Genomic DNA, 20,334 nt, shown 5'->3' with positions numbered 1-20,334 from the left:
CATGACCGACACCGCCCCCACGGACATACCGATGACGTCACAGGTCACGCTCCCCGACGGCCGGGTGGAGATCGCCCCGGGTACGCCGCCGCCCAGCGGTCCGTACGCCAACGAGGACCTGCTTCCGGTCCCCATCGCCAAACGCACCTGGACCACCTACAACTTCTGCGCGCTGTGGGTCGGCATGGCCCACAACACGGCATCCTGGACCCTGGCCTCCGGGTTGATCGCCGTGGGCATGGACTGGAAACAGGCCGTGTTCACCATCGCCCTCGCCAACCTGATCGTGCTCGTCCCCATGCTGCTCACCGGGCACGCCGGACCCAAGTACGGCATTCCCTTCCCGGTCTTCGCACGCGCCTCCTTCGGTGTGCGCGGCGCCAACCTGCCCGCCGTGGTCCGGGCGTTGGTGGCGTGCGGCTGGTTCGGCATCCAGACCTGGATCGGTGGTGAGGCGATCTTCTTCCTCGCCGGGAAACTGATCGGCGGGAGCTGGGAGCACGCCGCGAAGATCGGCGGCTACCCCTGGACGATGTGGCTGTCGTTCGCGATCTTCTGGGTGATCCAGGTCGCGATCATCTACCGGGGCATGGAGACGATCCGCCGCTTCGAGAACTGGGCGGCGCCGTTCGTGATCGTCGGCGCGATCGTCATGCTGGTCTGGATGAGCAACAAGGCGGGCGGCTTCGGCCCGCTGTTCGACCAGCCCTCCAAGCTCGGCTGGGACGGCGACTTCTGGAAGCTGTTCTGGCCCTCCCTCATGGGCATGATCGGCTTCTGGTCCACGCTGTCCCTGAACATCCCGGACTTCACCCGCTACGGCAAGAGCCAGCGCGCCCAGACCTGGGGCCAGGCCCTCGGTCTGCCGACCACCATGACGCTGTTCGCGTTCCTGTCCGTGCTGGTCACCTCGGGTTCGCAGGCGGTGTACGGCGCGCCGATCTGGGATCCGGTGCAGCTGGCCGCCAAGACCGACAGCGTCGTCGGCCTGCTCTACGCCCTGGTGACCGTGCTGGTCGCGACCCTCTCCGTGAACATCGCCGCGAACCTGGTCTCGCCGTCGTTCGACTTCTCCAACATCGCGCCCAGGCGGATCAGCTTCCGCACCGGCGCCCTCGTCACCTGCGTCCTCGGCGTGCTGATCTTCCCGTGGAAGCTGTACTCCGACCCCCGGGGCTACATCTTCACCTGGCTCGGGCTGGTCGGCGGACTGCTCGGCACCGTGGCCGGCATCCTCATCGCCGACTACTGGATCCTGCGCCGCACCCGGCTGGACCTGACCGAGCTGTACACCCGCGGTGGCCGCTACTGGTACGACGCAGGCTGGAACTGGCGGGCGGTCGTGGCGTTCGTGGTGGGCGGCGTACTGGCCGTCGGCGGCGCCAGCTTCAAACCACTGGTCGACGGCCGCCCCATCCCGGCGCTCGCCCCCCTGGCCGACTACGGCTGGGCGGTCGGCCTCGGCACATCGATCACGCTGTACCTGGCGCTGATGCTGCTGACCAACCGGAAGCCTGTCGCCGGTAGTTCCGCGCCTCAGCTCTGAGTGCCGCTCCTCAGGGCCGCCACCGCGTCCTTGGCGGCCTTGATGGCACCCTTGTTGATCACGTCCGTGGTGGGCGCCTTCTTCGTCTCGAAGTTGCTGCCGTTGTAGGTGACCAGGACGAGCGCGTTGCCGGCCCGGGCGATCACCACGCCCTCGCGGGTCTGCTGCTTGTCCTCGGTGGTCAGGTTCACCACGGAGTAGCCGGAGTCGCCGAGGCCCGGGACAGCCCCTCCACCGCTCTTCTCCGTGGTGCGCGCCTGGTACTGCTTCTGCGCGGCGGCGTCGGAGTCGGCGATCTCGAAGGTGACGTCGAGCCAGCGGTAGTCGAACCCCTTGAGCGCGTTCCAGGAGCAGGTGCGGCGCAGCTTGGCGTCCGTGGAGGGGATCTCCTTGCCGGTCGTCTTCGCGCCCGGGACCAGCGCGCCCACCGTGTTCACCGTGACGCTGGTGCAGGGCGCGGGCGCGGCGGCGTACTTCTTCGCCGCGGTGGAGGAGGGCGCCGAGGCCGACGACTGGGCGGGTGCCTGCTGTCCCGTCCGGTGCTCGGCGGCCGATGTCGGGGCGAGCGGTCCGGACGCCAGCGCCCAGCCGGCCGTGGCCAGCACGGCGACCGGCGACAGGCGCGCGGTCAGAGCGAGCGGCAGGGGAAGATCACGCACGGGCGCACTTCTCGTCGGGAAGGGGAGCGGAGACCGTCCGGAGTGCGGACGGGACGACAGTGTCACACGAGTTCCGGCGCCGCCGGTAGTGCCAACTCGTTCCGTGCCCGCGCGGTGACTGTGGAGTGCGCCGGCCCGACCGCGCCGGCCGGTCGTCCCGCCGGGCGGGGCGAGCGACGCGGCCGTACCCGCCTTGAGGTGATGTCATGTCAATCGATACGCGGTCTCCGGTGGATGGGTTCACCCGTCCCGCTGTCGGAATCCGCTCGGGAATCCGTGAGCGCGCTATCCGAACGGGCCCTCGGTCGTGAACCGGCGCAGCTGGCGGGCGAACGTCTCGGCCTCGTCGGGCGGCCACGACGACATGCTCTCCATGATGTGGTCGACGAGCCGCACCCGGAGTTCCGCCACCGTGGACCGGCCGTCCTCGGTGAGCACGAGCAACTGGGCGCGCCGGTCGGCGGGGTCCGTCTCGCGGCGGACGAGGCCCGCCGCCTCGAGTCGCGAGGCGCGCCGGGTGACACCGGAGCGGTCCAGCCCGACCTCGTGAGCGAGGTCGGCCGCACTGCGGGGTCCCGTCCTGGCGAGCGCGCTGATGACCGGGTACGTCAGCTCGTCCAGCGCCTCGCCCATGCCGTCGGTGAGCCGTGAGTGCAGTCGGGCGCGGGTGGTGCGTCGCAGCAGGACACTCAGGGCGTCCGCGATCGCCTGCCCCACGTAGTCGCCTGCTCCGGTTCCTGTCTCGTTCGCTGGTGTGTTGTCCACGCCACCAGAATAGCGTGCGAAGTGCACGCATCGACTGTTACAGTGAGGGAGTTGCGTGCGTTGGGCACGCACTTCCCTGTGCTTCCGAGGCGATCCATGCCCACCGTCACCACCGCCAGCACCCCTCTGTCTTCCGTGTCTCCCGCCCGCCCCGCACTGCCGGCTCGCCACGGCGCCTTCGTCCTGCACGCCTCCGTCGTCGTCGCGCTGCTGGCCGCCTCCAGCGCACCGACCCCGCTGTACGCCCGCTACCAGGCCGAATGGCACTTCTCGGCCATGACGGTCACCGTCGTGTTCAGCGCCTACGCGATAGCCCTCCTCGCGGCACTGCTGACCGCCGGAACGCTCTCGGACCACCTGGGCCGACGCCCGGTGCTCGTCGGCGCGCTGCTCACGGAGGCCGCCGCCATGGCCGTCTTCGCCGCGGCCCAGGGAGTGACGGCCCTGCTCGCCGCCCGGATCCTCCAGGGGCTGGCCACCGGCGTGGCCACCAGCGCCGCCGGAGCCGCCCTGCTCGACTTCGAGAACCCCGCCCGCCCCGGACGGGCGACGCTCGCGAACGGCGTCACACCGGTGGTCGGAATGGCGGCCGGCGTCCTGGTTTCCACCGCCCTCGTGCAGTACGCCCCCGCCCCCGACCGCACCGTCTACCTCCTGCTGCTCCTGCTCTTCGTCGCTCAGGCCGCCGCGGTCCTCCTCACCGCCGAGACCGCGCGACCGCATTCCGGCGCCCTGCGCTCGCTGCGCCCCGGCGTCGCCCTCGCCCGCGCCTCCCGCCCGGCCATGCTGCTCGCCGCGCCCGGCGTCGTCGCCGCCTGGGCGCTGGGCGGCTTCTCCTCCTCCCTCGGCCCCTCGCTCGCCCGGCTCATCGCCCCGCACGCCCCCGGCGCCACCGGCGGCCTGGTCTTCTTCGCGCTTACTGCCACCGCGGGCATCACCGTCCAGGCCACACGGTCGCTGCCCGCCCGCACGGTGAGCCTCGCGGGCACCGCCGCCCTGATCCCGGGGGCCCTGCTGACCCTGAGTGCACCCCAACTGCACAGCCTCGTCGCCCTGTTCGGCGGAACCCTGCTGGCGGGCGCGGGCTTCGGCGCCGTGACACAGAGCGCGCTGCGCCTGCTGCTGCCCCCGGCCGCACCCGATGAGCGGGCCGGCACGCTGGCCGCCTATTACGTGCTCAGCTACCTCGCCATGAGCGTCCCCGCCGTCCTGGCCGGCCTGCTGACCAACCTCTACGGCCTGAGCACCGCCGTATCCATGTACGGCGGGACGGTGATCCTGCTGGCCCTGGCCGGTCTCGCCGGATCCGCCCGCGCCGCCCACCGACCCGCCCACTGACCCACTCCGCCTCGACCGCGCCCTGACCCACTTGGAAGGAAAACCCGTTGAACAGCGCCACGTCTCACAACCCCGCCCCCGCCTGGAGCCTCGGCGACATCGTCGTACGCCGCGTGGACGAGATCGAACTGCCGCCGCAGACCGGTCCCTGGCTGCTGCCCGAGGCCACCAAGGAGGTGCTGGACGAAGCGGCCTGGCTGCGGCCCCACTTCGCCGACGCGGAGGTCGCGCGCCTCGCGAGCCACAGCTTCGCGGTGGAGGCGGGCGGGCTGCGGATCGTCGTGGACACCGGCATCGGCAACGCCAAGACCCGTGCCAACGCGGCCTGGAACCAGCTGGACACCGACTTCCTCGACCGCCTCACCGCGGCGGGCTTCCCGCCCGAGTCGGTCGACCTGGTCATCACCACGCACCTGCACACCGACCACGTCGGCTGGAACACCCGCCTGGACGGCGCCGACTGGGTTCCCACCTTCCCCAACGCCCGCTACCTCACCAGCCGTACCGAATGGGAGTACTGGACCGGCACTGAGCTGGAGGAGGCCCGTCTCCAGATGTTCCGTGACTCCGTCCACCCCGTCCGCGACAACGGGCAGTACGACCTGATCGACGTGCCCGACCGCGGGCGCGAAGTCGCCCCGGGCGTGCGTCTGGTCCCCGCGCCGGGTCACACGCCCGGACAGGTCGCCGTGGAACTGCACGGCGGCGAACGCCGGGCGCTGATCACCGGCGACAGCATCCACCACCCCGTCCAGCTGTCCCACCCCCACATCGGCAGCTGCGTCGACATCGACTCCGCGCAGGCGCTCCGCACCCGGCACCGGATTCTGGACGGCCTGGCCGACAGTGAAGCCCTGCTCCTCGGCACCCACTTCCCGCAGCCCACGGCCGGCACGGTCCGCAGCGAGAACGGCCGCTACCGGCTGGCCCCCGAGGCGGCCGCTCCTTCGGTCTGACCGGCCGCTCCATGGGCCGGACGCCCACCGCCCGGACAGCCTGGACAACTCAACAGTGAGAGCACTACTCTGAAATCGAACTAGTCGAGATTTCCGAGTAGAGAACAGGGGCGACTACGGGGATGCCTGCGCACGAACTCTCGTCCGGCTGGCTGCGCGGCGTGCTGCCCACGGCGCTCGCCGCCGTGCTGGCGGGGGGCGATCAGCACGGATACGCGCTGGTGCAGCAGTTGGCCGCCCACGGATTCGGCACCGTCCGTGGCGGCGCGCTGTACCCGGTGCTCGGCCGGATGGAGACCGACGGACTGGTCGAAGCCCGCTGGGAGCCCGGTGAGGGCGGACCGGGCCGCAAGGTCTACCGGCTCACCGACGCCGGGCGGGCCCGGCTGGCCGAAGAGAGCGCGAGCTGGCAGCGGTTCTCCCACTCGATGGACCAACTGCTGCGGCAGGCGACGAAGGAGGAACAGTGACGGACGCGAACACCCGGTGGAAGGCCCGGGTGCGGCTGGCGCTGGCGGAGCGGTCGGTGGGCGGGACCGTCGCCGACGAGGTGCTCGACGAGGTGGACCAGCACTGCGCGCAGAGCGGGGAGCGGCCCGAGGAGGCCTTCGGCACTCCGGAGGAGTACGCCGCCGCCGTGGTCCGCGACCGACTGCCTCCCGAGCGGCGCACGGGCCGGCACGGTCCGACCCGCGCGGACCACGTCCGCGGCCTGCTCGGCCAGGCGGGCCTCGTCGCCCTCCTGGGCGGCGGCTGGGCATGGGTCCGCATCGGCACCATGCTCAACGTCAGTCCCGCCTCGCTGGCCGGCAGCGCGCTCACCGGAGTCGCCATGACGACCACCTGGCTGACGGTGAGCCTCGCCCGTACCCGGCGCCGCGGCGCCCGCAGATGGGGAGCCGTCACCGCCGCGGCGGTGCTGCTCGCCGCCACCGCGTTCATGACCCTGCCCAGGACCGCCCTCGGCCGCGTTCCAGCCCCCGCGCTGTGCGCGCTCGGCGTACTGCTGCTGTGGGCGGCGTTGCGCGCCGACCGGACCCCCGAACCGACCCCCCACCGTGAGGAACCCGCCATGACGTCGCAGACCCTGCCCGAGAACTGGCTCGCCGACCTGCCCCGGCTGCTTCAGGAACGGCACGGACTCTCCCGCGCCCAGGCCGACGAACTCACGAGGGAGGCCGCCCACCACCTCACCGCCACCGGGCGCGACCCCGAGGACGAGTTCGGGCCTGTGGAGGTGTACGCGCTGAAGCTCGCCGAGGAGCAGGCCGCCCCCGGCCCCCGCTGGTGGCAGCGCAACGACGTCCAGGCGGCGCTCATGGCCCTCATGCTTCTCGGCTACCTGGCAGCCAACCTCGCCTCCCACGGGCCGCTCTGGCAGACGGTGCTCGCGTCCGTCGCCCTGGCAGCGGACCTGGCGCTGCTCGCCGGGCATCTGCTGCGCAGGCCGAGCCGCATGCCCAGGCGGTGATTTGAGTACCCGTACTCATGATCGGACCGCCTCGTCCGGGGCAGGTTGGAGTCAACGCCAAACCCGTCGAGCACAAGGAGTTCATCGTGCGCAAGACCACCAACGTCCTCGTACTGGCCTGTGCGGTGGCGGCGCTCTCACTCACCGGCTGCTCCACGCAGGACGCGATCTGCGGTGACGGGGAGTACCCGGCGATGACCGTCGGAGCCACCGGCACCACCTGCGTCGCCGACGGCCACCAGCCGCCCAAGGGGTACACCCGCTACCCGGAGGGCAAGGTCCCCGAGCACGTGGACGACAAGTGGGACAAGTACTGGCAGAGCCACACCGTCGACAAGGACGGGAAGATCATCAAGGCGCCGTAGAGCCGTCGAGCCCACCGGTACCGGTTGTTCGCCGCGATTCCATCGCGGGTACACCGGACCGGTGGGGATTGTCAGTGCCGCGTGCTCTTATGGAGGCATGATCGGAGACATGGAGACCTGGGAGTTTCCCCTGGACGAAACCCTCACGGCGGAGTTTCTCGCCCGCCACTCGGCCGACGTGGAAGAAGCCGTCCGCAAGGCGGCCGAGACCGAGATCCTGCCGCGCTTCCGCCGACTCGCCGACCACGAGGTCGACCAGAAGAGCGGACCGCACGACCTCGTGACGGACGCCGACCGCCTGGCGGAGGAGTATCTCACCGGAGCCCTCTCGGCCCTTCTGCCCGGCTCCGTCGTGGTCGGCGAGGAAGCGGTGCACGCCAACCCCGCCAGCTACGAGGCGATACGGGGCGACGCTCCGGTGTGGATAGTCGACCCCGTCGACGGCACCCGCCAGTTCGTGCACGGCGACACCGGCTTCTGCACCCTGGTCGCCCTCGCCCAGCACGGCGTGATCCTCGCCTCGTGGACGTACGCCGCGGCCCGCGACCAACTCGCCACGGCCGTGCGGGGCGCCGGCGCCTTCCTCGACGGTGAGCGGCTCTTCGCGGGCGCCCCCGCACCCGGCCGGGACCTGGAAGTGGCCACCTCCCACCCGGACTACACGACCGACGACCAGAAGCGCTCCCTGCTCGGCCTGTGGACGCCGGGCATCGCCCCGCGCGCCTGCGGTTCCGCCGGGCTGGAGTATCTCGCCGTGGCCCGGGGCGAGTTGGACGCCACCGCCTTCTCCTGGGAGGCCGCCTGGGACCACGCGGCGGGCATCCTGCTCGTCGAGGAGGCCGGCGGAGTCCACCTCACCCGCAGCGGCGAGCCGTTCCGTGTCACGGGCGGCAACACGCTGCCCTTCACGGCGGCCCGCGACGCGGCCACGGCGCGCCGGGTGGCGGAACTGCTGCGCACGGCCGACTGAACCGGGGCGGAGCGGGCCGGGCATATGCTGTGGCCATCGGCTGACGAAGGGGTCCGAAGGTGCCGTCGATGTTCGATGCGGTCGTGGTGGGAGCGGGGCCGAACGGACTGACGGCCGCCGTGGAACTGGCGCGCCGAAACTTCTCCGTCGCCCTCTTCGAGGCCCGCGACACCGTCGGCGGCGGAGCCCGCACCGAAGAGCTCACCCTGCCCGGCTTCCGCCACGACCCCTGTTCCGCCGCCCACCCCCTCGGTATCAACTCACCTGCGTTCCGCGCCATGCCCCTCGACCGGTACGGCCTGGAGTGGCTGCACGCCGAACTGCCCATGGCCCACCCGTTCCCGGACGGCACCGCGGCCGTGCTGGCGCGCTCCGTGGCACGGACTGCGGCCTCCTTCGGACCGCGCGACGCCGGGGCGTACCGCAGGCTCGTGGAACCGTTCCTCAGCACGTGGGACACCCTCGCCCACGACTTCATGTCCCTGCCGCTCACCGCGCTCCCGCGCGACCCGGTCACCCTCGCCCGGTTCGGCCTGGCGGGCCTGCCACCCTCCACGTGGCTCATGCGCCGCTTCCGTGACGAGCGGGCCAGGACCCTGTTCGCCGGACTGGTCGCACATGTCATGGCCCCGCTCAGCGGAGTTGCCACCGGAGCCGTCGGCCTGGTCTTCGCGCTCTGCGCCCACGCCCGGGGCTGGCCCGTCGCCCGTGGCGGCTCCCAGTCCATCTCCGACGCCCTGGCCGCCTACCTCGAGGACCTCGGCGGCACCGTGCACACGGACTACGAGGTCAAGCGTCTGGACGATCTGCCCCCCGCGCGCGCCTACGTCTTCGACACCTCGCCCACCGCCCTGGCCCGCATCGCCGGATTCGGCGACCACTACGCCCGATACCGCTACGGCCCCGGCGTCTTCAAGATCGATTACGCGCTCGACGGCCCGGTGCCCTGGACCGCCCCCGAGGCGCGGACCGCCGGCACCGTGCAGATCGGCCGCGACAGCTCGGAAATCGGCGCCGCACTGCGCGCCGTGTCCCGTGAGGGCCGTGCACCCGAGCGGCCGTTCCTGATCACCGTGCAGCCCAGTGTCGCCGACCCCACCCGGGCACCCGAGGGCAAGCACGTCTTCTGGGCCTACGGCCATGTGCCCAGCGGCTGGACCGGCGACCTCACGGACACCATGGAACGCCAGCTGGAACGCTTCGCCCCCGGCTTCCGCGACCTCGTCCTGGCCCGCGCGACCGCCGGGCCGCCCGAACTGGCCGCGCGCAACCCCAACTACGTCGGCGGCGACATCGGCTCCGGCGCGGTGTCCGGCCTCCAGACGCTGCTGCGCCCCAGACTGTCCCTGTACCCGTACAACACTCCGCACCCGGCGGTGTTCATCTGCTCGTCGGCGACCCCGCCGGGCCCCGGAGTGCACGGCATGTCGGGGCACAACGCGGCGAAGGCGGTCTGGCGGCACCTGCGGCGGCAGCGGACCTGAAGGCGTAGACCGACAGAGGCGGCCATGACCAGCATCACCCTCGCCCAGGGCGACATCACCCGGCAGACCGCCGACGCGATCGTCAACGCGGCCAACTCCTCGCTCCTCGGCGGTGGAGGCGTCGACGGCGCGATCCACCGGCGTGGCGGCCCCGCCGTCCTCGACGCGTGCCGTGCCCTGCGTGCCTCCCGGTACGGCAAGGGGCTGACCACCGGAGCCGCCGTCGCGACGACGGCGGGGAACCTCGACGCGCAGTGGGTGATCCACACGGTGGGCCCGGTCTGGTCGCCCACCGAGGACCGCTCGGACCTCCTCGCTTCCTGTCACCGCGAGTCACTGCGCGTGGCCGACGAGCTGGGCGCCCGCACGGTCGCGTTCCCGGCCGTGTCCACCGGCGTGTACCGGTGGCCGATCGACGACGCGGCCCGTATCGCGGTCGAGACGGTACGGAACACCCGGACGTCGGTCGAGGAGGTGCGGTTCGTCCTTTTCGACGACCGCGCGTATGACGCGTTCTCCCGGCAACTCGGCTGACGGAGCGACGCGGAGTTCCGATCGGCCGCCCGGCGAGCCCGTTCCAGCGGGATGCCACCCCGGAACACCTGGTGGCAGACCGCCCTGTGGCATCATCGTCCGGCCCGGGGGCCGAGACGAAGGAGCGGGATGCTGGAGGACTTCTCCCTGGAGATGACCGGCAAGGACGTGGCGCAGCTGGAGCAGGCCCACGCGGGGATTCCCCGGGGCACCCGGGTCAATGTCACCTACCTCGGCAACGAGGATCTGCGGATGCGGCTGGACGCCGCCCGCGCGGTCAAGCGCCTCGGCTTCGTCCCTGTCCCGCACATCTCCGCCCGCCGGATCCCGTCACGGTCCGACCTCGAAGCCTTCCTGGCGGGCCTCGCCGCCGACGGCACCGCCGAGAACGTGTTCGTCGTCGGCGGCGATCCGGCCCGCCCCGAGGGGCCGTACGAGGACGCGCTGGCCGTCCTGCGCAGCGGCCTCCTGGAGCGGCACGGTGTCCGCCACGTCGGGATCAGCGGCTACCCGGAGGGTCACCCCGCCATCACCGAGCGTACACTCTGGTCGGCGCTCACCGACAAGAGCGCGCACCTCGCCGCCGGAGGGCTCGCCGGTGACGTCATCACCCAGTTCGGCTTCGCCGTGGAGCCTGTACTCGCCTGGGTGGAGCGGGTGCGTGCACGCGGTGTCACGGTCCCCATCCGCATCGGCGTCCCCGGCCCGGCCGGCGTGCGCCGCCTGCTGGGATACGCCACCCGCTTCGGTGTCGGCACCAGCGCCTCGATAGCCCGCAAGTACGGGTTCTCCCTCACCAACCTCATGGGCACGGCAGGCCCCGACCGCTTCCTGCGCGACCTGGCCGGGCAGTACGACGTGCACCGCCACGGCGATCTGAAGGTGCACTTCTACACGTTCGGCGGGCTGAGCGCGACATCGGAGTGGATCGCCCGGTTCCGGGCGGACAGTGAAGTGGGCGCGTAACACGTAAGAGGGGGGCATCCGTTCCCGTCGCCGCCCCCGACGGGCCTGGTCGGGGAAGGCAGGTGTCGCATTCCTGCCAGCGCTCACTCCCGCCCTGGCCGATCCTGGACGCATGCGGAAAGGTATGCACCTCGAAAGGGAACGGTGTGTGCGGGCCGTGCAGTCCAAGGACGCGCGGTTCGACGGATGGTTCTTCACGGCCGTTCTGACGACCCGGATCTACTGCCGGCCCAGCTGTCCGGTCGTGCCGCCCAAGCCCGAGAACATGACGTTCCACCCGAGTGCGGCCGCCTGTCAGCAGGCCGGCTTCCGGGCCTGCAAGCGCTGCCGGCCCGACACCAGCCCCGGATCCCCCGAGTGGAACCAGCGCGCCGACCTGGTGGCACGCGCCATGCGGCTGATCGCCGACGGTGTGGTGGACCGTGAGGGCGTGCCCGGCCTGGCGGGCCGCCTCGGATACAGCACCCGGCAGGTGGAACGCCAGCTGCGCGCCGAACTGGGAGCGGGGCCGCTCGCGCTCGCCCGCGCCCAGCGCGCGCAGACCGCGCGGATCCTCGTGGAGACGACCCCGCTGGCGATGGCGGAGATCGCGTTCGCGGCGGGCTTCTCCTCGATCCGCACGTTCAACGACACCGTCCGCGAGGTCTTCGCCCTCCCGCCGAGCGAACTGCGCGCCCGCGCGCCGAAACGGCTCACCGGGAACACGGGCGGGGCACTGTCGCTGCGCCTGCCGTTCCGCGCCCCGCTCAACCCCGACAACCTGTTCGGCCACCTCGCGGCCACCGCCGTCCCGGGCGTCGAGGAATGGCGCGACGGTGCGTACCGGCGCACGCTGCGACTGCCGTACGGCCATGGAATCGTGTCCCTGGCACCCCGGCCCGACCACATCGCCTGCCGTCTCACTCTCACCGACCCCCGTGACCTGACCGTCGCAATCAGCCGCTGCCGTCGGCTGCTGGACCTGGACGCCGACCCGGTCGCGGTCGACGACCTGCTGCGCACGGACCCCGTCCTGGCACCACTGGTCGACAAGGCCCCGGGCCGACGCGTGCCGCGCACCGTGGACGAGGCCGAGTTCGCCGTCCGCGCCGTGCTCGGCCAGCAGGTGTCCACCGCGGCCGCCCGCACCCACGCGGCCCGGCTGGTCATCGCGCACGGCACGCCCGTCGAGGACCCCGAGGGCGGGCTCACCCATCTCTTCCCGGCCCCGGAGGCGCTCTCGGGCATCGACCCCGAGCAGCTCGCGATGCCCCGCACCCGGCGCACCACCTTCACCACCCTCGTCGGTCAACTCGCCGACGGAACACTGCGCCTGGGCGTCGACAGCGACTGGCCGGAAGCCCGCGCCAGACTCCTGGCGCTGCCCGGCTTCGGCCCCTGGACCGCCGACGTCATCGCCATGCGCGCCCTCGGTGACCCCGACGCCTTCCTCCCCACCGACCTCGGCATCCGGCGGGCCGCCCAGGAGTTGGGCCTCCCCTCGACCCCGGCCGCGCTCACCGCCCGCGCGGCGGCCTGGCGGCCCTGGCGCGCCTACGCGGTCCAGTACCTGTGGGCCACCGACAGCCACCCCGTCAACTTCCTGCCCGTGTGAGGACCTTCCGTGACTTCCGTGAAGCAGCACACCGTGATCGACAGCCCCTACGGCCCGCTGACCCTCGTCGCCGACGGCGACGGCACCCTGTGCGGTCTCTACATGACAGAGCAGCGCCACCGGCCGCCGGAGGAGAACTTCGGCTCCCGCGACGACACCCCGTTCGCCGAGGCCGAGGAACAGCTCACCGCTTACTTCGCGGGCGAGTTGACCGAGTTCACACTCGAACTACGGCTCGACGGAACCCTTTTCCAGCGTTCCGTGTGGGAGTACCTCACCCGCATCCCCTACGGCGAGACCCGCACCTACGGCGAACTCGCCGACGCCCTGGGCAGCCCCAAGGCGTCCCGCGCGGTCGGCCTCGCCAACGGCCGCAACCCCATCGGCATCATCGTCCCCTGCCACCGCGTCATCGGCTCCACCGGCAACCTCACCGGCTACGGCGGCGGCCTGGACCGCAAGCAGCGGCTGCTGGACTTCGAACGGGGAACGGCACTGTTCTGACCGTCCTGCGGGACACCACTCATGGACGCTAGGGTGGAAAGTTGACGGTGCGTCAATGTGCCGGGACGGGGGCTGATGTGACATCTCAGCAGAACGGCGGGGGCGGGACGGACAGTACGGGCGGGACGCGGCCCGGCGAGGAACCGGACGCCCGGGGCGGCATTCCGATGCCACCGCCCGAACCACCCGGCCAGAGCATCGGCTCGGTGGCCGGTGGATCCATCGCCGTCGGCTCGGGCGGAAACGTCTACATCGGTTACGGATACCCGCAGGAGCCGGCGCCGAACGGCCCGGTGATGCCGCAGTTCCCGCTCCCACTGCCGCTGCCGCCACCACCGCCGACACTGACCGAGCAGCGGCAGGGCTTCTACTTCGACTTCCTGAAGCACTCGCTGAAGCAGGCCGAGTGGACGTTCCGGCTGAGCGTGTGGTTCATGAGCGGCGGCGCGGCGGTCATCCTCGCCGGGGGTGTCCTCGCGCTGGTGCACGCGGGGAACCCCGATCTCAGCTACCTGCCCCTGGTCACCAGCCTCACCGGCGCACTGATCACGGTCGGCGGAGGCGCCCTGGCCGTTCACGCGCGGCGCGCGCGTGCGCATGTCACGGATCAGGCCGACCGCATCGACGACAAGATCGAGCTGGATCACAAGCTCAGGACGGCCACCACCCTGATCGACCGGATCGGCGACCGGACGGCCCGTGACCGACTCAACGCGGCCGCCGCCATGAAGGCGCTGGGCATGCAGCCGAGCCCGGAGGTCATGGTCGACCGGCTGCTGCCGGAACCGGGAGTCCGCCCGGCCGGGGAGATCGGAGCGGGCGAGGACCCCGCTCGCTGAAGCGCCGAATCGCTGAAGCGCCGAATCGCCGAAGCACCGAAGGCCGGGCGGGGGTGTCAGGCGCCCAGCTCCCTGATCCGGTCCAGCAGTTCGGGCAACGAGGTGCCGATCGGCTGCCGTACCACCTCCTGGGCACGATCGTCGTACGGCGTCGGCTCGGCGTTGACGATGATCAGCCGCGCCCCGTGGTCGGCGGCCACACCGGCCAGCCCGGCGGCCGGCTGCACCTGGAGGCTGGAGCCGACGGCGACGAACACCGTGCAGGCCTTGGCGATGGAGACGGCCTCGCCGAGGACGACGGGGTCCAGCTTCTGCCCGAACATGACCGTGGCCGACTTCAGGATCCCTCCGCACTCCAGGCACGGCGGATCCTCCTCACCGGCCTCCACCCGCGCCAGCGCGTCCTCCATGGCCCCCCGTGCGTGACACTCCGTGCACACGAACTGCCGTGCGGTGCCGTGCAGTTCCAGCACCTTCCGGGCGGGCATCCCGGCGCGCTGGTGCAGCCCGTCCACGTTCTGCGTGATCACCCGCACCGGGACCCCGGACCTCTCCAGCCCGGCGACCGCCAGATGCGCGGCGTTCGGCTCGGCCAGCAACGTCCGGTTCCTGCGCCGCATCTGCCAGGACCGTCGGCGGATCTCCGCGTCACCCATGTAGTACTCGTACGTCACGAGCTTCTCGGCCTCGGGATCCTTCCGCCACAGTCCGTTCGGACCGCGGTAGTCGGGGATCCCGGAATCGGTGGAGATGCCTGCACCACTGAGGATGGCGACGAGTGGCCTGTTCATGGCCCGAGCCTAGGACGCCGGCCGGCTCGCGGCGAACGGATATCGGGGGGCGGCGGCGAGTGACACGCCCTAGCCGACCCGGTGGCCGTTCTCCAGTTCCGCCGTTCCCGTGTCCTGCGTGAGGATGTCCAGGGCGGCCAGGACGCGGCGGCCCAGGGCGCCCGGCAGGTGGTCGGTGATCTCCTCGCGGGGGACCAGACGCCAGGACAGGAGTTCCGTCTCCTGGAGACGGATCGCCGCGAGGTCGCCGGGGTCCAGGACACCGCCGTCGTACAGGTACGCCACCAGCGGTGGACGCCCCGTGCCCGGGATCCAGTCCACCGCGAGGAGCCGCCCCAGCGTGCGGTCCAGGCCGATCTCCTCGGCCGTCTCGCGGCGGGCGCCCTGGCGTGGGGTCTCCCCGGTGTCGGACTCGACGGTGCCGCCCGGGAGCGCCCAGCCGTCCCGGTAGTTGGGTTCGACGAGCAGCACCCGTCCCTCGACGTCGCGGAACAGGGCGGCCGCGCTGGCGAGGACGCGGGGGAGGCCCGCGATGTATGTGGCGAAGTCCTGAACAGAGGTCACTCCGGAAGGGTAGCCAGTCGGAGCGTGCGCCGGGCCAGGTCACTGATCCGCACTCCGTCGAAGCCGAACACCGCGCTGCGCACGGTGTCCTCCAGCGGGTCCTTCCACTGGCCCGGAATGGCCGCCGCCCCGGTCAGCACCCCGGCCACCGAACCCGCCGTCGCGCCGTTGGAGTCGGTGTCCAGCCCGCCGCGGACGGTGAGCGTGATGGTCCGGGTGAAGTCGCCGTCGCCGTACAGCAGTCCGGCGGTGAGCACGGCCGCGTTCGGGATGGTGTGGATCCAGCCGAGCCCCGATGTCTCCTCGGAGACGGTCGTGAGCGTGTCCTCCCAGCTCATCCGGGTCTCATGGAGCGAGAGGACGCGGCGCACGGTGCGCGCCAGACGGCTGCTCGACGGTACGACGGCCAGCGCGGTGTCGATCGCGTGCCGCACCGTCGGCGCGCTGAACGCCGCCGAGATCAGCGCCGCCGCCCACATCGCGCCGTACACCCCGTTCCCGGTGTGCGACAGCACGGCGTCCCGGCGGGCCAGCGAGGCGGCGCGGCGCGGGGCGTCCGGGCAGGTCCAGCCGTAGATGTCGGCTCGGATCAGGGCGCCGATCCACTCCTGGTACGGGTTCTCGTAGGTCGCCGTCAGCGGGGGCTTGAGCCCGTTGGCGAGATTGCGATACGCCGCCCGCTCCGCCGTGAACGTCTGGAGATACGGCAGCCGCAGCAGCCACAGGTCGCCGACCTGCTCGGTGCTGAAGCCGAAGCCGTGGGTCTCCAGGAGGTGGAGGCCGAGGATCGCGTAGTCCACGTCGTCGTCCCGGCAGCTGCCGTGGATGTGCCCGCGCACGCACTGGCGCCATTCCGGGCGCAGCCCGCCGCTGTCGTGCTCGTCGGCCGGTTCGGGGAGGTAGTCGGTGAGCGGCAGGGCGGCGGCCTGCCGGAGGTAGCGGTCGATACGGTCGCGCGTCCACAGGTCGCCCTGCTCGACCGGCTTGCCGAGCATGTTGCCCGCGATCCGGCCCAGCCAGCCCCCGAGGACGCGGTCGGCGAGCTCTGGCTCAGTACCCACAGGGGTCATGGCTCCGGTCTACCCGATTTCGGCGACGGGCGTGCCGTGCCGGGGCGTTGTTTTCGGACGGCCGGTACATGACGGCTGCGGTGTCCTGCGGTTATGGTCGCAGCGGCGCGACTTGGCCCCCGGTCCGCCCGGGGCCCGGAGAGCGAGGGGAATGCAAGGTGACGGTGCTCATCGCCGCGGACAAGTTCAAGGGATCGCTTACGGCGGCTCAGGTCGCCGAGCGGGTGACGGCCGGGCTGCGCCGTGTCGTGCCGGATCTGGAAGTGGAGTCGCTGCCCGTGGCCGACGGCGGCGACGGGACGGTCGCCGCGGCGCTCGCCGCGGGTTTTGAGCGGCGGGAGGTCCGGGTCGCGGGGCCGCTCGGGCAGCAGGTCGGTGCCGCGTTCGCGCTGCGCGACGGCACGGCCGTGCTGGAGATGGCCGAGGCGAGCGGGTTGCAGCGGCTGCCGGCCGGTGTTCTCGCACCGCTCACCGCTTCGACGTACGGCTCCGGAGAGCTGTTGCTCGCCGCGCTGGACGCGGGCGCGCGGACGATCGTGTTCGGCGTCGGCGGGAGCGCCACGACGGACGGCGGGGCCGGGATGCTGTCCGCGCTCGGCGCGCGTTTCCTGGACGAGCGGGGGGAGCCGGTGCCACCGGGCGGGGGCGGGCTCGCCGCGCTGGCGCGGGCCGATCTGACCGGTCTCGATCCCCGGCTGACCGCTGTCGATCTGGTGCTCGCCGGCGACGTGGACAATCCGCTGACCGGGCCGACGGGCGCCGCCGCGGTCTACGGCCCGCAGAAGGGTGCCTCGCCGGACCAGGTGGCCGCGCTGGACGCCGCACTGACGCACTTCGCGGCGGTGGTCGGGGCGGAGCACGCGGCGGCTCCCGGCGCCGGTGCGGCGGGCGGACTGGGGTACGGCGCGCTGCTGCTCGGCGCCCGCTTCCGGCCCGGTATCGAGGTCATGCTGGACGTGCTGGGCTTCGCTTCCGCGCTGGAGCGGGCATCGCTGGTGATCACCGGGGAGGGGTCCCTGGACGAGCAGACACTGCACGGGAAGGCCCCCGCCGGGGTCGCGGCGGCGGCCCGGGCGGCGGGACGGACGGTTGTGGCGGTGTGCGGTCGGCTGGCGCTCGCGCCCGCGGCGCTCGAACGGGCGGGGATCACCCGGGCGTATCCCCTGACGGCTGTAGAGCCCGATGTCGCGAAGTGCTTCGCGGAGGCGGGAGATGTCCTCGAACGGGTGGCCGTCCGGATTGCCGAGGACCTTCTCGCCCGCTGACCCCGACGCTCGCCCGCTGGACCTAACGGCTGGGCCGTCGTCGCACCCGGTCCGTCCCCGTCACCGACATCACCAGTGAGTACAGCGAGGTCGTCGCGGTGATGAACAGGCGGTTGTTCTTGGGGCCGCCGAAGGCGAGGTTGGACACCGGCTCCGGTACGAGCAGCCTGCCCAGCAGGGTGCCGTCCGGGTCGTAGCAGTGCACACCGTCGCCGAGCGCGGCGGCCCACAGGCGTCCCTCGTCGTCGAAGCGGATGTTGTCGAAGCCGCTGTGCGCAGCTTCCGCGAAGACCTCGCCGCCGGACAGCGTGCCGTTGTCGCGGACGTCGAAGACGCGGATGTGGCGGGCGATGGTGTCCGCGACGTACAGCCGCGTCTCGTCCGGGGAGAAGACCAGTCCGTTGGGCCCCGAGAAGCCGTCCGCGACCAGCCGCACCTCTCCGGTGCCCGGGTCCGTCCGGTAGACGTTGCGCGCGCCGATCTCGCTCTCGGCGCGATGGCCCTCGTAGTCGCTGGTGATCCCGAAGTCCGGGTCGGAGAACCAGACCGAGCCGTCGGAGCGCACCACCGCGTCGTTCGGGGAGTTGAGCCGCTTGCCGTCGAACCGGTCCGCGAGAACCGTGATCGAGCCGTCGTGCTCGGTGCGGGTCACCCGTCTGTTGCCCTGCTCGCAACTGACCAGACGGCCCTCACGGTCCAGGGTGTTGCCGTTGCTGTGGCCGGCGGGGGAGCGGAAGACGCCGACGGTGCCCGTCGTCTCGTCCCAGCGCAGCATGCGGTCGTTGGGTATGTCGCTCCAGACGAGCTGGCGCCAGGCGGGCAGATACAGCGGCCCCTCCGCCCAGCGGCATTCCCCGTACAGCAGTTCCAGCCGCGTGTCGCCGTTGGCGCACCGACCTGTCCGGAACCGTTCGTCCAGGATCTCGTACAGCTCGTCCATCATCCTGCCAGACACTGTCATCTCCTTCATGGATCCAGTGAACCTCGTTCGGTATGATCTTAGTACGACAGGATTCTGCACAGAAGGCAAAACAGAAGGGCCCCGAACCCAACCCGGGTCCGGGGCCCTCGACGGCGAGTGTCACGTCACGGCTGAGCCGCTCGTGCCTCACGCCGGTTGTCGCGGAAGTTGTTCACCCGGCGGGCCGTGGCGAACAGGGGGATCACCGCTCCCATGACCAGCTGGAGCGCGCAGCCCGTCTGGAGGAGCAGCTGACCGCTCGGGGCGTCGAAGGCCCAGGCGGCCAGGAGGCCCATGGAGAGCACGATCCAGCCGAGCATCGCGCCGGCCAGGCGGCCGCGCGGCTTCGGGTACTCCACCCGGCTCACCATCAGCCAGGCGGTGCCGAGGATCGCCAGCAGCGTGGCCACGAAGGGCAGCTCCAGGAGCACGATCGAGACCACCGTCAGGGCCCCGAACGGGCTCGGCATGCCCTGGAACATGCCGTCCTTCAACGTCACGCAGGAGAAGCGCGCCAATCGCAGGACCACAGCCAGGAGCACCACGATTGCCCCGAGTGCGGCCACGCGCTGGTGTGCGTCGTCCGCCACCATGCCGTAGACGAGAACGAAGTACGCGGGCGCCAGCCCGAAGCTGATCAGGTCGGAGAGGTTGTCCAGCTCCGCACCCATGGGGGAGGACCTGAGCTTCCTCGCGACCAGGCCGTCGCACAGGTCGAAGACCGCCGCGCAGAGCATGAGGATCACCGCGGTGGCGGCCGAGTGGCGCGCCATGCCGGCCGACTCGTCGTTCCCCATCAGGTGCGGGATCAGGATTCCGGTGGTGGTGAAGTAGACCGCCATGAACCCGCAGGTGGCGTTACCGAGGGTGAGGGTGTCGGCTATCGACAGGCGGAGAGAAAGAGGCATCTCCTCCTCGTCGTCCGCCTCGTCGGCCTCGGGCACCCAGCCCGCCTGTGTCTCCGGATCAATCACGGTCAATGCGAGTCACCCCAGCCACGGTCTTCTGCCCGACCTCGACCGCGACCTCCACGCCCTCCGGCAGGTAGAGGTCGACACGCGAGCCGAAGCGGATCAGACCGATACGGTCGCCCTGCTCGACCTTCGTGCCCTGCGGGATGTAGGGCACGATACGGCGGGCCACCGCGCCGGCGATCTGGATCATCTCGATGTCGCCGAGTTCGGTGTCGAAATGCCAGACTACGCGCTCGTTGTTCTCGCTCTCCTTGTTGAAGGCGGGAACGAAGCCACCGGGGATGTGTTCGACCGACGTGACCGTGCCGGCGAGCGGCGCGCGGTTCACGTGCACGTTGAGCGGGCTCATGAAGATCGCGACGCGGGTGCGTCCGTCCTTCCACGGCATGATGCTCTGCACCACACCGTCGGCGGGGGAGATCACACGGCCCGTGGCGATCTCGCGCTCGGGGTCGCGGAAGAACCACAGCATGCCCGCCGCGAGCGCGGTGGCGGGCACGGCGACGGCCCTGGCGGCGCCGGAGCGGCGGGCGCGGGCCAGGCTGAGGGCTGCGGTGGCGACGGTCGGCAGGAGCCACGGCGATGCTCCGCGCGCAAGGCGTACGCCGGCTCGGCTGTCGCGAGGTGCAGAGGTTTGGCTGTGGGGCATGGATGACCTTCGTAGCGGATGATGCCGCGCGGTGACGGGGGACGGCGGCTTTCCCGGGATCGTACCGGG

22 protein-coding genes are annotated in these 20,334 nt (G+C 71.6%); 14 read left to right on the top strand and 8 right to left on the bottom strand.

Annotated features, from left to right (window positions below):
• The first annotated feature begins 1 nt into the window (after window position 1).
• Window positions 2-1,546, top strand: a complete 1,545-nt coding sequence (locus tag ACIPK3_RS12670; protein ID WP_402568880.1) for an NCS1 family nucleobase:cation symporter-1 — start codon at window positions 2-4, stop codon at window positions 1,544-1,546.
• Here the strand turns inward: ACIPK3_RS12670 and ACIPK3_RS12665 are convergent.
• Complete coding sequence (locus ACIPK3_RS12665; RefSeq protein ID WP_402568878.1) at window positions 1,537-2,205, bottom strand: hypothetical protein; 669 nt, start codon at window positions 2,203-2,205, stop codon at window positions 1,537-1,539. The genes ACIPK3_RS12670 and ACIPK3_RS12665 overlap by 10 nt on opposite strands.
• A gap of 285 nt (window positions 2,206-2,490) precedes the next feature.
• Window positions 2,491-2,970 (bottom strand): MarR family winged helix-turn-helix transcriptional regulator, encoded by a 480-nt coding sequence (locus ACIPK3_RS12660; RefSeq protein ID WP_402568877.1) that lies wholly within the window; start codon window positions 2,968-2,970, stop codon window positions 2,491-2,493.
• Window positions 2,971-3,105: 135 nt separating this feature from the next.
• Here ACIPK3_RS12660 and ACIPK3_RS12655 point away from each other — a divergent pair, with 135 nt between their 5' ends.
• The 12 genes from ACIPK3_RS12655 to ACIPK3_RS12600 all read left to right on the top strand — a co-directional run bounded on the left by ACIPK3_RS12655 (window position 3,106) and on the right by ACIPK3_RS12600 (window position 13,991).
• The gene (locus ACIPK3_RS12655; RefSeq protein WP_402568875.1) at window positions 3,106-4,308 is read left to right on the top strand and encodes an MFS transporter; all 1,203 of its coding nucleotides are present in this window, start codon (window positions 3,106-3,108) and stop codon (window positions 4,306-4,308) included.
• A gap of 47 nt (window positions 4,309-4,355) precedes the next feature.
• Window positions 4,356-5,264, top strand: a complete 909-nt coding sequence (locus ACIPK3_RS12650) for an MBL fold metallo-hydrolase (protein ID WP_402568873.1) — start codon at window positions 4,356-4,358, stop codon at window positions 5,262-5,264.
• Window positions 5,265-5,386: 122 nt separating this feature from the next.
• Window positions 5,387-5,734, top strand: coding sequence for a PadR family transcriptional regulator (locus tag ACIPK3_RS12645; RefSeq protein WP_402568871.1), 348 nt, complete (start codon window positions 5,387-5,389; stop codon window positions 5,732-5,734).
• Complete coding sequence (locus ACIPK3_RS12640; RefSeq protein ID WP_402568869.1) at window positions 5,731-6,735, top strand: hypothetical protein; 1,005 nt, start codon at window positions 5,731-5,733, stop codon at window positions 6,733-6,735. The genes ACIPK3_RS12645 and ACIPK3_RS12640 overlap by 4 nt, the downstream gene beginning before the upstream one ends.
• Window positions 6,736-6,821: 86 nt before the next feature.
• Window positions 6,822-7,100 carry an SCO0607 family lipoprotein gene (locus ACIPK3_RS12635; RefSeq protein ID WP_402568867.1) on the top strand — a complete coding sequence of 93 codons (279 nt, stop codon included), beginning with the start codon at window positions 6,822-6,824 and terminating at the stop codon, window positions 7,098-7,100.
• Window positions 7,101-7,197: 97 nt separating this feature from the next.
• Complete coding sequence (locus ACIPK3_RS12630; protein WP_402568865.1) at window positions 7,198-8,070, top strand: inositol monophosphatase family protein; 873 nt, start codon at window positions 7,198-7,200, stop codon at window positions 8,068-8,070.
• Between the two features lie 68 nt (window positions 8,071-8,138).
• Window positions 8,139-9,554 carry a phytoene desaturase family protein gene (locus ACIPK3_RS12625; protein ID WP_402568863.1) on the top strand — a complete coding sequence of 472 codons (1,416 nt, stop codon included), beginning with the start codon at window positions 8,139-8,141 and terminating at the stop codon, window positions 9,552-9,554.
• A 24-nt stretch (window positions 9,555-9,578) separates the two neighbouring features.
• A complete protein-coding gene (locus ACIPK3_RS12620; protein WP_402568861.1) occupies window positions 9,579-10,088 on the top strand; it encodes an O-acetyl-ADP-ribose deacetylase in 510 nt (169 codons plus the stop codon).
• Window positions 10,089-10,217: 129 nt separating this feature from the next.
• Window positions 10,218-11,054, top strand: a complete 837-nt coding sequence (locus tag ACIPK3_RS12615; RefSeq protein ID WP_402568859.1) for a methylenetetrahydrofolate reductase — start codon at window positions 10,218-10,220, stop codon at window positions 11,052-11,054.
• A gap of 112 nt (window positions 11,055-11,166) precedes the next feature.
• Window positions 11,167-12,648: an AlkA N-terminal domain-containing protein gene (locus ACIPK3_RS12610; protein ID WP_402568857.1), complete on the top strand. Its 1,482-nt coding sequence runs from the start codon at window positions 11,167-11,169 to the stop codon at window positions 12,646-12,648.
• Window positions 12,649-12,666: 18 nt separating this feature from the next.
• The gene (locus tag ACIPK3_RS12605; protein ID WP_402569427.1) at window positions 12,667-13,152 is read left to right on the top strand and encodes a methylated-DNA--[protein]-cysteine S-methyltransferase; all 486 of its coding nucleotides are present in this window, start codon (window positions 12,667-12,669) and stop codon (window positions 13,150-13,152) included.
• Between the two features lie 77 nt (window positions 13,153-13,229).
• Window positions 13,230-13,991 (top strand): hypothetical protein, encoded by a 762-nt coding sequence (locus ACIPK3_RS12600; protein WP_402568855.1) that lies wholly within the window; start codon window positions 13,230-13,232, stop codon window positions 13,989-13,991.
• Between the two features lie 56 nt (window positions 13,992-14,047).
• On the opposite strand, the gene ACIPK3_RS12595 is transcribed toward ACIPK3_RS12600, so the two are convergent.
• From ACIPK3_RS12595 to ACIPK3_RS12585, 3 genes are all read right to left on the bottom strand, one after another.
• Complete coding sequence (locus tag ACIPK3_RS12595; protein WP_402568853.1) at window positions 14,048-14,782, bottom strand: SIR2 family NAD-dependent protein deacylase; 735 nt, start codon at window positions 14,780-14,782, stop codon at window positions 14,048-14,050.
• Window positions 14,783-14,851: 69 nt separating this feature from the next.
• Entirely contained in the window at window positions 14,852-15,346 is a 495-nt protein-coding gene (locus ACIPK3_RS12590) for an NUDIX domain-containing protein (protein ID WP_402568851.1), read from the bottom strand.
• Window positions 15,343-16,416, bottom strand: coding sequence for an ADP-ribosylglycohydrolase family protein (locus tag ACIPK3_RS12585; RefSeq protein ID WP_402568849.1), 1,074 nt, complete (start codon window positions 16,414-16,416; stop codon window positions 15,343-15,345). Before ACIPK3_RS12585 ends, ACIPK3_RS12590 begins: the two co-directional genes overlap by 4 nt.
• Before the next feature lie 164 nt (window positions 16,417-16,580).
• On the opposite strand from ACIPK3_RS12585, the gene ACIPK3_RS12580 reads away from it, so the two are divergent.
• On the top strand, window positions 16,581-17,681 hold the full coding sequence (locus ACIPK3_RS12580) for a glycerate kinase (RefSeq protein ID WP_402569425.1): 1,101 nt from the start codon (window positions 16,581-16,583) through the stop codon (window positions 17,679-17,681).
• 22 nt (window positions 17,682-17,703) lie between these two features.
• On the opposite strand, the gene ACIPK3_RS12575 is transcribed toward ACIPK3_RS12580, so the two are convergent.
• From ACIPK3_RS12575 to ACIPK3_RS12565, 3 genes are all read right to left on the bottom strand, one after another.
• Window positions 17,704-18,624 (bottom strand): SMP-30/gluconolactonase/LRE family protein, encoded by a 921-nt coding sequence (locus tag ACIPK3_RS12575; RefSeq protein ID WP_402569423.1) that lies wholly within the window; start codon window positions 18,622-18,624, stop codon window positions 17,704-17,706.
• Window positions 18,625-18,767: 143 nt separating this feature from the next.
• The gene (pssA, locus tag ACIPK3_RS12570) at window positions 18,768-19,586 is read right to left on the bottom strand and encodes a CDP-diacylglycerol--serine O-phosphatidyltransferase (RefSeq protein ID WP_402569421.1); all 819 of its coding nucleotides are present in this window, start codon (window positions 19,584-19,586) and stop codon (window positions 18,768-18,770) included.
• 22 nt (window positions 19,587-19,608) lie between these two features.
• Complete coding sequence (locus tag ACIPK3_RS12565) at window positions 19,609-20,265, bottom strand: phosphatidylserine decarboxylase (RefSeq protein ID WP_402568847.1); 657 nt, start codon at window positions 20,263-20,265, stop codon at window positions 19,609-19,611.
• Window positions 20,266-20,334 lie beyond the last annotated feature (69 nt).

It is taken from the genome of Streptomyces sp. NPDC086787 (assembly GCF_044745865.1).
GTDB lineage: Bacteria > Actinomycetota > Actinomycetes > Streptomycetales > Streptomycetaceae > Streptomyces.
Note: the sequence above shows the minus strand (reverse complement) of the source record. Positions and strands in the feature narration are given on the sequence as shown.

Coding starts and splice junctions, on each gene's coding strand:
- ACIPK3_RS12630 (WP_402568865.1), top strand. CDS start 7,198: ATGATCGGAGACATGGAGACCTGGGAGTTTCCCCTGGACGAAACCCTC.
- ACIPK3_RS12610 (WP_402568857.1), top strand. CDS start 11,167: ATGCGGAAAGGTATGCACCTCGAAAGGGAACGGTGTGTGCGGGCCGTG.
- ACIPK3_RS12625 (WP_402568863.1), top strand. CDS start 8,139: ATGTTCGATGCGGTCGTGGTGGGAGCGGGGCCGAACGGACTGACGGCC.
- ACIPK3_RS12565 (WP_402568847.1), bottom strand. CDS start 20,265: ATGCCCCACAGCCAAACCTCTGCACCTCGCGACAGCCGAGCCGGCGTA.
- ACIPK3_RS12585 (WP_402568849.1), bottom strand. CDS start 16,416: ATGACCCCTGTGGGTACTGAGCCAGAGCTCGCCGACCGCGTCCTCGGG.
- ACIPK3_RS12615 (WP_402568859.1), top strand. CDS start 10,218: ATGCTGGAGGACTTCTCCCTGGAGATGACCGGCAAGGACGTGGCGCAG.
- ACIPK3_RS12575 (WP_402569423.1), bottom strand. CDS start 18,624: ATGATGGACGAGCTGTACGAGATCCTGGACGAACGGTTCCGGACAGGT.
- ACIPK3_RS12595 (WP_402568853.1), bottom strand. CDS start 14,782: ATGAACAGGCCACTCGTCGCCATCCTCAGTGGTGCAGGCATCTCCACC.
- ACIPK3_RS12670 (WP_402568880.1), top strand. CDS start 2: ATGACCGACACCGCCCCCACGGACATACCGATGACGTCACAGGTCACG.
- ACIPK3_RS12645 (WP_402568871.1), top strand. CDS start 5,387: ATGCCTGCGCACGAACTCTCGTCCGGCTGGCTGCGCGGCGTGCTGCCC.
- ACIPK3_RS12620 (WP_402568861.1), top strand. CDS start 9,579: ATGACCAGCATCACCCTCGCCCAGGGCGACATCACCCGGCAGACCGCC.